This is a genomic window from Micromonospora sp. NPDC005197 (assembly GCF_040608295.1).
Classification (GTDB): Bacteria; Actinomycetota; Actinomycetes; order Mycobacteriales; family Micromonosporaceae; genus Micromonospora.
In genome coordinates, this window is the sequence record NZ_JBEXHY010000177.1 from 1 (window position 1) to 8,675 (window position 8,675).

Sequence of the window (8,675 nt, forward strand, 5' to 3'; positions counted from 1 at the left end):
ACCGGCGCGCTGCCGCTGGCCGAGCTGCGCGCGCAGCTCGGCCGGGCGCCGCTGGCCGCGCCGCCGGCGCAGGTGCCGGTCGGGCTGCCCCGGCAGCTGACCCGGTTCGCCGCCGTCGGGGTGGCCAGCACGCTGGCGTACCTGCTGCTCTTCGTGGCCACCCGGGGTGCGCTCGGGGCGCAGCCGGCGAACCTGCTGGCCCTGCTGGTGACGGCGGTGGCGAACACGGCCGCGAACCGGCGGCTGACGTTCGGCATCACCGGCAGCCGGCACGCCGGTCGCCACCACGCGCAGGGGCTGCTGGCGTTCGCGCTCGGCCTGGCGCTGACCAGCGGGGCGCTGGCGGTGCTGCACGCTCTCGTCGCCGTGCCCGCCCGGCCGGTGGAGCTGGCCGTCCTGGTGGCCGCGAACCTGGCCGCGACCGTGCTGCGCTTCGTGCTGCTGCGCCTCGGCATGCACCACCGGCGGGGCTGAGACAGCCGCCGGTCAGCCGCCCAGCACGTCCGCGAGGACCTCGACGACGCGTCGCGCGTGGCGCCCGTCGGGGTCCTCGTCGGCGTTCGGGTGTCCAGCGCAGCTTCGCAGCGTACCGACGAGGGCCGCTTCCTGTGGCCGGGCTGGGAGTCCTCCGATGTCGCCGCGACGGCGCAGACGAGCAGCGTACGGTGATGGACAAGTTCGGCTTTCTGGGTTAAAAGCCTCACCGCTGCCTCCCCGGGACGCCGGTGTCGAGACGGGCGAGGGGAAGGAGCGGTCGGTGATCCATCTGGCCTACCTGGACGCGGGATCCGGCAGCCTGATCGTGCAGGCCGTCGTCGGCGGGGTGGCCGGCGCCGCGGTCGCCGCCAAGCTCTACTGGCGACGGCTGGTCGACCGGTTCCGTCGGCAGCCCACCGACCAGCGGTAGCGGTCGCCGCGACGATGACGACCTCACCCACCGGGGTACGCCCCGAGCCCGCCTCCTTCCGCGACCCCGCCAACCGGGTGTTCCACGTCGGCGACGAGGTGCTGCGCGGGCTCGACGCCCAGGCCGCCGAGCACTGGCGGACCCTCGCGGCCAGCCCGTTCTTTCCCACGCTCGTCTCGGCGGGCAAGGTCTGCGCCACCGAGGACGCCCCGCCGGCGCTGGTGCCCGCCGCGGCCGGCACCCCGTGGGCGGCGGTGCTGCGCCACGAGCGCATCCCGTTCGTCTCCCACCCGTACGAGTGGTCCTTCGGCATGCTGCGCGACGCCGCGCTGCTGCACCTGGAGATCCTGCGTACCGCCCTCGCCAACGGCTTCACCACCAAGGACGGCTCCGCCTACAACCTGCAGTGGCGCGGCGCGAAGCCGGTCTTCATCGACATCGGCTCCTTCGAGCCGCTGCGCGACGGGGAGCCGTGGGCGGGCTACCGGCAGTTCTGCCAGACCGTGCTCTACCCGCTGCTGCTCACCGCCCACCTGGGCGTGGACTTCCAGCCCTGGCTGCGCGCCCAGGTCGACGGCATCGAGGCCGACCAGCTGCGCCCCCTCTTCGGCGGCGCCCGCCGGCTGCGCCCCGGCGTCCTGGCCCACCTGCACCTGCACGGCGCCATGCAGCAACGCAACGCCGACGCCAGCACCAGCGACGTCAAGGCCCAACTGCGCGCCGCCGGCTACTCCCGGGACCTGCAGGCGGCCACCGTACGCGGCATCGAGAAGCTCGTCCGCCGGCTGGAGCACCGTCCGTCGCGCAGCCACTGGTCGGACTACCAGCGCACCTGCGGCTACTCGGCCCGCGACCGGGTCGCCAAGGAGCAGTTCGTGGTCACCGCGGTGGCCGCCGCCGCCCGCCCGCGCCTGGTGCTCGACCTGGGCGCCAACGACGGCCGGTACGCCCGACTGGCCGCCGGGCACGCCGACTACGTGGTCGCCGTCGAGCAGGACCCGGCCGTGGTCGACGAGCTGTACCGGGCGCTGCGCTCCGAGGGCCAGCAACGGATCCTGCCGCTGGTTGTCGACCTGGCCGACCCGTCGCCCGGTGGCGGCTGGCGCGGCGTCGAGCGCGCCGGCTTCGCGCAGCGGGCGTCGGCGGACGTCGTGCTCGCCCTGGCCCTGGTGCACCACCTGGCGATCGGCCGCAACGTGCCGCTGCCGGAGGTCGTCGACTGGCTGGCCGGGCTGAGCGCGCCCGGCGGCACCGTGGTGGTGGAGTTCATCCACCCGGACGACCCGATGGCCACTCGGCTGCTGGCCAACAAGCCCGACGGCCTCTTCCCGGACTACCGGCGCGACACCTTCGAACGGCTCCTCGCGGCCCGGGGCCGGATCACCGACCGACTGGAACTGCCCTCGGGCACCCGCACGCTCTACCGGGCGGTGATGGGTGGCTGAACCGGCAGTCGCCGACCCGCCGGGACCCGTCGCCGGCCCGCCGACGCCCGGCCGCTGGGACCGGGGCTGGCGCGGCGAGCTGGGCCGGCTGCTGGAGATCGTGGCGCTGGTCGGGCTGGTCGTCACCCAGCCGCTGCTGGACATACTCGGCCGCAGCCCCGACTTCTTCCTCTTCCACCGCGCCGACCCCGGCCAGATCCTGCTGCTGGTCGCCCTGGTGGCCCTCGCGCCCACCGTGCCCGTGGCGCTGCTCGGCGCACTGAGCCGACTGGCCGGCCGCACCGCCCGCGCGCTCACCCACACGACGCTGGTCGGGCTGCTGCTCGCCGCCCTCGCCGTGCAGGTGGGCCGGCACACGACGCCGCTTCGGGGCGTACCCCTGCTGGTGCTTGCCGGTCTGGCCGGTCTGGGCGGCGCGGCCGCGCACCGGCGGTGGCGGTCGCCGGGCAAGGCGATGCGACTGGCCGCCGCCGGGCCGGTGGCCTTCGTGGCGCTGTTCCTGTTCGTCTCGCCCACCTCGGCGGTCGTGCTGCCACGCGGCGACGGCGGCGCGGTCGGCACCGCGCAGGGCGTGGCCGTGCACCCGCCGGTGGTCATGCTGATCCTCGACGAGCTGCCGCTGGTCAGCCTGCTCGGCGGCGACGGCCGGATCGACGCGGCGCGGTTCCCGCACTTCGCCGAGCTGGCCGAAGGCTCGACCTGGTACCGCAACGCCACCGGGGTCAGCGGCTGGACGCCGAACGCGCTGCCGGCGATGCTCACCGGCCGCTACCCGGCGCGGGCGGTCGCGCCGCACTACTCGCAGTACCCGGACAACCTCTTCACCGCCTTCGGCGGCCTGTACGACATCCAGGCCCAGGAGAGCATCACCCGGCTCTGCCCACCCAGCCGGTGCGAGCAGCCCGTCACCCCCGAACAGGGCCTCGGTGTGCTCGTCCGGGAGACCGGCAAGCTGCTCGGCCAGGTCGCCGGGCCGACGAACACCCGCGTCGACCCGGAGGACTCCTACCGGGAGCAGACCCGCGTCGAGGCCGGCCTGGACGCCGCCGAGCCGGTCCCGGCCGACCCGAAGTTCCGCTGGGACAGCCTCGACGACAACCAGCCGGCCCGGTTCACCAGCTTCCTGGCCGGGCTGAAGCCGCAACCCCGACCCGCCCTGCACTTCCTGCACCTGCTGATGCCGCACTCCCCGTGGGCGTACCTGCCGTCTGGCGTCCGCTACGACGCCCCGGAGGACCTGCCCAACGACGGCACGGGCTGGGTCGAGCTGGCCCGCCAGCGTCACCTCGCCCAACTCGGCTACACCGACCGGCTGATCGGGGAGACCCTGCGGACGCTGCGCGCCAGCGGCCTCTACGACCAGGCCCTCGTCGTCGTCACCGCCGACCACGGGGTGAGCTTCCATCCGGGCGCGCAGGGCCGGGGCATGGACGCCATCAAGGCCGCCGCCGGTGAGGTCGCCTGGGTGCCCATGTTCGTCAAGGAGCCCGGGCAGCAGACCGGCCGGGTGGACGACCGCAACTGGGAACACGTCGACCTGCTGCCCACCGTCGCCGACGAAGCCGGCATCCGCCTGCCCTGGCACGTCGACGGCCGCTCCGCCCGGCAGGCTCCCCGCGCCGACGTCACGAAACACTTCTACGACACCCCCGGCGAGGCGGTCACCTTCCCCGGCGGCGTGCCCACCGCGCCGCCGCTGCCGACACCGCACCCCCTGGTGGGCACCGAGGTCCGCGCCGGCCCGACCGGAGGCAGCGCCCAGGTCGCCGACCTGGCCGCCTTCCGGGCGACCGACCCGGACACCGGCACCCTCCCGGCGCTGGTCTGGGGTGACGTGCCGGACGCGATACCGGACGGCACGTTGCTGGCCGTCGCCGTCAACGGCCGGATCGGCGCGGTGGTCCCGGTGGTGCCGGCCGACCCGGGCGGCCGCCGCTTCGCCGCGCTGCTCACCGACGACCGGCTGTTCCGCGCCGGGACGAATCAGCTCGACGTCTACCAGGTCGCGGCGGACGGTACGCTACGGCGCCTCACGTTGTCCTGATCTCCTGTCCTCCGCTGGCGGGAGGGCGGGTTTCCCGGCTGCTCAGTCGGGAATCGGGTGACGCATACCTCACCGCCGAACCACGGCGGGCAGTGTCCCCCGAGCCGCAATTACGGTAGAAGCGAAGGCAATTCAACGTAGATCTGCCGGCGAAGCGAGGAACCACATGACGGAAGTCAAGCTCGATCACCCCGGCGGGCAGCTGTCGATGCCGGTACATCCCGCGGTCGAGGGCCCCGCTGGCATCGGGGTGAGCAAGCTGCTGAAGGAAACCGGGATGACGACGTACGACCCCGGTTTCGTCAACACCGCAGCGGCCTCATCCGCGATCACCTACATCGATGGCGACGCGGGGATCCTGCGTTACCGGGGATACCCGATCGAGCAGCTGGCCGAGAAGTCCTCCTTCCTGGAGGTCTCGTACCTGCTCATCTACGGTGAGCTGCCCACCGAGCAGCAGCTGACCGAGTTCACCGAGTGGATCCGGCGGCACTCGCTGCTGCACGAGGAGATGCGCCGCTTCTTCGACGGATTCCCCCGCGACGCGCACCCGATGGCGGTGCTGTCGTCGGCGGTGAGCGCCCTGTCGACCTTCTACCAGGACAGCCTGGACCCGTTCGACTCCGAGCACGTGGAGATCTCCACGGTCCGGCTCATGGCGAAGGTCCCCACCATCGCCTCGTACGCGTACAAGAAGTCCATCGGGCAGCCGCTGCTCTACCCGGACAACTCCCTGGGGTACGTGGACAACCTGCTGCGCATGACCTTCGGCGTGCCGGCGGAGCCGTACGTGGTCGACCCGGTGATGTCGAAGGTGCTGGACATGCTCTTCGTCCTGCACGCCGACCACGAGCAGAACTGCTCCACGTCGACCGTCCGGCTGGTCGGCTCCAGCAACGCCAACCTGTTCGCCTCCGTCTCGGCGGGCGTGAACGCGCTGTTCGGCCCGCTGCACGGCGGCGCCAACCAGGCGGTGCTGGAGATGCTCCAGCAGATCCACGCCGGCGACGGCGACGTCCGGTCCTTCGTCCGCAAGGTCAAGGACAAGCAGGACGGCGTCAAGCTCATGGGCTTCGGCCACCGGGTCTACAAGAACTACGACCCGCGGGCGGCGATCGTCAAGAAGGCCGCGCAGGACGTGCTGGGCCGGATGGCCAAGCCGGACCCGCTGCTGGACATCGCCATGGAGCTGGAGGAGATCGCGCTCGCCGACGACTTCTTCGTCTCCCGCCGGCTCTACCCGAACGTGGACTTCTACACCGGCCTGATCTACAAGGCCATGGGCTTCCCCACGAAGATGTTCACGGTGCTGTTCGCGCTCGGCCGGCTGCCCGGCTGGATCGCCCAGTGGCGCGAGATGATCAACGACCCGGAGACCAAGATCGGCCGTCCGCGGCAGGTCTACGTCGGTGCCGCCGAGCGGGACTACCTCCCCTTCGCCGAGCGCTGACCTCCGCTCTCGCACCACCCGCACCACCCGCATCACCCGCAGGCCGCCGACCCGATCCGGGCCGGCGGCCTGCGCCGTACCCACCCGCCCTCTCGCGTGGCGGCCCGGGCGCTTCGGCCGGATCTTTCGGCTCGGCGGTCCGTGGGGCTTCCGTTCACCCTCTCGCTTGTGATCGGGTTCTACTTCCGCCGGACCTCGCGGCTGGTCCGTGGGGCCTCGGCCGGACCTCGCGGCTGGTCCGTGGGGCTTCGCTGGGCCTCGCGGCTTGGCGCTCTGCGGCCCTTCCGCTGGGCCTTCCGGCTTGCGGGCCGGCCGATCTGCCCCGGCCGGTGCCCTCCGGGCCGTACCCCGAGTCCCTGGTTCGGCCCCTGTCGAGCTGCCCCACTTATGGGGCGGGGCGCGGCGGGACGAGGCGGGGCGAGGCGGGCCGTGGCGTGGCGGGCCGTGGTGGGGCGTGGCGGGCCGGGGCGGGCCGGGGCGGGCCGGGGCGTGGCGGGGCGTGGCGGGCCGGGGCGGGGCGGGGCGGGGGCGTGACGGGCTTCAAGCGCCTGATCTCCGGCCTGCCCCGCTGACGGATGGCCTCGCGGATTGGTTGGGCTGGACTCACCAATGGTCGGCTCCAGGTCGCCGATATCGCGGTATCAACAGCGCCGGAACACCACAAGGTCGGCGAACTGGAGTCGATCAAGGGGCGGTCCGGGCCCCGGGGCTCCTCGGGTGATGCTGATCCGCGCTTCGGTGACGCTGATCCGCGCTTCCGTGACGCTGATCCGCGCTTCGGCGACGTTCATCGGCGCTTTGGCGACGCTGATCCGCCCTTCTCGCTTCCGGCGGCCCGCCCCATATCTGGGGCAGCTCGACAGGGGACGAACAAGAGACCCAGGGGCCGGGGGACGGACACCGGGCCCGAGGCGGCGCGGGGTGTGGGGCGCGTCGGACGTTGGGTTCAGAAGGCGGAGATGTCCCGGGCTCGCTCGCTGCGGCTCAGCGCGCCGATCAGCGCGGACTGGCCGTGCCGGCGGACGGCCAGGCGGACCAGCAGGTCGCGTACGGGGTCGAAGACCTCCGCCGGGAACTCCGGCGTGGGCACGCCGACGCTGACCGCGAGGTCGTCGGAGTGCACGACGATCTCCAGTTGACGCGTGAGCAGGAAGTCGGCGCGGCGCAGGGCCCAGCCCTGCCACGGGATCGGCACGACGTCGACGGCGGCTCCCCGCGACAGCAGGTCGCTGACCTTCGCCAGCGCCTCGCCGGAGCGGGCGTACAGGTCCGCCGGGCCGTGCAGCGCGTCGGCTTCGTCCGAGCCCGCGGCGACCGCGTCGGCGTCCGGAGTGCCCTCGGTGACCCAGGCGGCCCGCTCGTAGTGGCTGTCCGCCGACTCCAGCGTGGGCAGGTCGGCGGGCGTCGGCAGCAGTTCCGCCGCCCGTACGGCCTGCCGCCCGAGGTGGCACGCCAGGGCGCCCACGGACAGGTGCGGCAGGGCGCTCGGGTTCGACCACTGCGTGGACACCTCGGGGCGCCGGATCAGGTCCAGCGCGATGGAGGCGGCGACCGGAAAGGCGGAATCAAGGGCGTCAACAGGACGAGACATCCGCACATTCTGGCAGGCCCGACCGACCTCCGCCGTGATCGACTCGGCCTGGCGGCCGGCGCTGAGCAGCGAAGCCCGGTCACTGCAATGTGATCGACTCGACTTCCAGGAAGTCGCGGTATTCCCGGCACCGGGACACCCCGACTTCAAGGAACCCGAGTCGATCAAGCGCAAGCGGGCCGGAACAGCCCGACCGTCAGCGCAGGCCGGCGGCGGCGAGCAGGTTGCCCTCGGGCAGTGCCGGGAGGGCCCGGCCCTGGGACATGCGCTGCTCGGCGCGTTCGGCCGTGAACGCGGCGTCGTTGGCGATGGCGGCGGCGTAGCTGGCGGCGGTGCGCTGGGCGATGGCCGACCAGCCGTACTGGTCGTGGACCATCCGGCGGGCGCGGCGGGCCATGGCACGGGCCCGCTCGCGGTCGGACAGCAGCGCGTCGACGGCGTCGGCGAGCCCGTCCGGGTCGTGCGGGCGGAACGTCATCCCGGTCGCTCCCGGCTCCACGATCTCGGCGAGACCGCCGGTGGCGGCGACGGCCAGGGGCGCTCCGGCGGCGGCGCCCTCCAGGGCCACCATGCCGAACGGCTCGTAGATGCTCGGCACCGCGAAGCAGTCGGACGCCGCCATCAACGCCGGCAGATCATTGCCGCCCAGGAAGCCCGGCATGGAGACCATGCCACCCAGGCCGCGGCGGTGCACCTCGGCCTCCAACTCGGCGCGGTACGGGCCGTCGCCGGCGATCACCGCGCGCAGCCCGGGGTGCCGCTCGCGCAGCCGGGGGAGGGCGGCGATCAGGTGCTGCACGCCCTTCTCGTAGACCAGCCGGCCGGCGAAGGTGACCAGTGGGCCGTCCCCGGCGAACCGGGCCCGCGCCGCGGCCACGTCCCGCGCCGGCACCTTCCAGCGGTGCGACTCGACGCCGTTGGCGACCACGTCGACGCGTCCGGCCGGTACGCCGAACAGCGCGCCCACCTCGTCGCGCATGTAGCCGGAGCAGACGATCACCCGACCGGACTCGCTGCTGAGCCACTGCTCGACACCGTGGATGGTGCGGTTCATCTCCTCGGGCAGCCAGCCCTGGTGCCGGCCCGCCTCGGTCGCGTGGATGGTGCTGACGAGGGGGATGTCCAGGTGGTCGCGCAACGTCATCGCGGTGTGGGCGACGAGCCAGTCGTGGGCGTGGATGACGTCGTAGCTGCCGGCCTGGGTGGCGCGTAGGGCGGTGCGGGTGAGGGTGTGGTTG

Annotated in this window: 7 protein-coding genes; 5 read left to right on the top strand and 2 right to left on the bottom strand. The window is 73.3% G+C overall.

Annotated features, from left to right (window positions below; genetic code table 11):
• From ABZU46_RS29495 to ABZU46_RS29515, 5 genes are all read left to right on the top strand, one after another.
• The coding region (locus tag ABZU46_RS29495; RefSeq protein WP_354862868.1) for a GtrA family protein at nt 1-474 on the top strand (474 nt) is incomplete at its 5' end.
• A gap of 283 nt (nt 475-757) precedes the next feature.
• Nucleotides 758-907 (top strand): hypothetical protein, encoded by a 150-nt coding sequence (locus ABZU46_RS29500; RefSeq protein ID WP_007459587.1) that lies wholly within the window; start codon nt 758-760, stop codon nt 905-907.
• Between the two features lie 14 nt (nt 908-921).
• The gene (locus tag ABZU46_RS29505) at nt 922-2,352 is read left to right on the top strand and encodes a class I SAM-dependent methyltransferase (RefSeq protein ID WP_354862870.1); all 1,431 of its coding nucleotides are present in this window, start codon (nt 922-924) and stop codon (nt 2,350-2,352) included.
• The gene (locus tag ABZU46_RS29510; RefSeq protein ID WP_354862872.1) at nt 2,345-4,396 is read left to right on the top strand and encodes a sulfatase-like hydrolase/transferase; all 2,052 of its coding nucleotides are present in this window, start codon (nt 2,345-2,347) and stop codon (nt 4,394-4,396) included. Before ABZU46_RS29505 ends, ABZU46_RS29510 begins: the two co-directional genes overlap by 8 nt.
• Nucleotides 4,397-4,562: 166 nt before the next feature.
• Entirely contained in the window at nt 4,563-5,846 is a 1,284-nt protein-coding gene (locus tag ABZU46_RS29515; RefSeq protein ID WP_354862874.1) for a citrate synthase, read from the top strand.
• 946 nt (nt 5,847-6,792) lie between these two features.
• On the opposite strand, the gene ABZU46_RS29520 is transcribed toward ABZU46_RS29515, so the two are convergent.
• Nucleotides 6,793-7,437, bottom strand: coding sequence for a maleylpyruvate isomerase N-terminal domain-containing protein (locus tag ABZU46_RS29520; protein ID WP_354862876.1), 645 nt, complete (start codon nt 7,435-7,437; stop codon nt 6,793-6,795).
• A 196-nt stretch (nt 7,438-7,633) separates the two neighbouring features.
• Nucleotides 7,634-8,675 (bottom strand): glycosyltransferase family 4 protein (locus tag ABZU46_RS29525; protein WP_354862877.1); only part of this gene is annotated, 1,042 nt, incomplete at its 5' end.

Excerpts from the sequence above, each read along its gene's own strand:
- ABZU46_RS29505 (WP_354862870.1), top strand. The coding sequence starts at position 922 with ATGACGACCTCACCCACCGGGGTACGCCCCGAGCCCGCCTCCTTCCGC.
- ABZU46_RS29520 (WP_354862876.1), bottom strand. The coding sequence starts at position 7,437 with ATGTCTCGTCCTGTTGACGCCCTTGATTCCGCCTTTCCGGTCGCCGCC.
- ABZU46_RS29515 (WP_354862874.1), top strand. The coding sequence starts at position 4,563 with ATGACGGAAGTCAAGCTCGATCACCCCGGCGGGCAGCTGTCGATGCCG.